Annotated in this window: 1 protein-coding gene; it reads left to right on the forward strand. The window is 48.1% G+C overall.

Annotation, left to right across the window (positions count from 1 at the left end):
- A partial coding sequence (locus D8872_RS10660) for a G5 domain-containing protein (protein WP_185761425.1) occupies positions 1–930 on the forward strand: 930 nt, incomplete at both ends.

The following is a 930-nucleotide window of genomic DNA, read 5'->3' on the forward strand; positions in this document are numbered from 1 at the left end:
GTTGTCGAACAGCCACGCTTGGATGTGGTAACTGAAGCTCTACCGTTCAACACCGTTGAGCGCGAAAATCCACAATTGCCTAAGGGCACACGAAAAGTTGTCCAAGAAGGCAAGAACGGCGAAAAGACTACGCTTGTGGAAGTAACAATCGAAAATGGCCAAGAAACTGGTCGTGTGACTCGCGATAGCTTCGTTTCTAAAGATCCAATCGATCAGATTGTGGAAGTTGGCAAGCCAGTTGAGCAAATCAGTCCAGCAGAAGGCGTTAAGAATCTGGTTGTCGAGCAACCACGACTTGATATCGTGACAGAAGTTCTACCGTTTAATACCGTCGAACGCGAAAATCCACAGTTGCCTAAGGGCACTCGAAAAGTTGACCAAGAAGGCAAGGACGGCGAGAAGACCACACTTGTGGAAGTGACGATTGAGAATGGCAAGGAAAGCGGTCGTGTGACTCGCGATAGCTTTGTTTCCAAATCCCCAGTCGACAAGATTGTGGAAATCGGCAAGCCAGTTGAGCAAGTGACACCAGATCAAGGTCTTAAGAATCTTGTTGTCGAACAGCCACGCTTGGATGTGGTAACTGAAGCTCTACCGTTCAACACCGTTGAGCGCGAAAATCCACAATTGCCGAAGGGCACCCGAAAAGTTGTCCAAGAAGGCAAGAACGGCGAAGAGACTACGCTTGTGGAAGTAACAATCGAAAATGGCCAAGAAACTGGTCGTGTGACTCGCGATAGCTTCGTTTCTAAAGATCCAATCGATCAGATTGTGGAAGTTGGCAAGCCAGTTGAGCAAATCAGTCCAGCAGAAGGCGTTAAGAATCTGGTTGTCGAGCAACCACGACTTGATATCGTGACAGAAGTTCTACCGTTTAATACCGTCGAACGTGAAAACCCACAATTGCCGAAGGGCACCCGAAAAGTTGTC

Origin of the sequence: Streptococcus cristatus (assembly GCF_003943815.1) — a bacterium.
Lineage (GTDB): Bacteria > Bacillota > Bacilli > Lactobacillales > Streptococcaceae > Streptococcus > Streptococcus cristatus_F.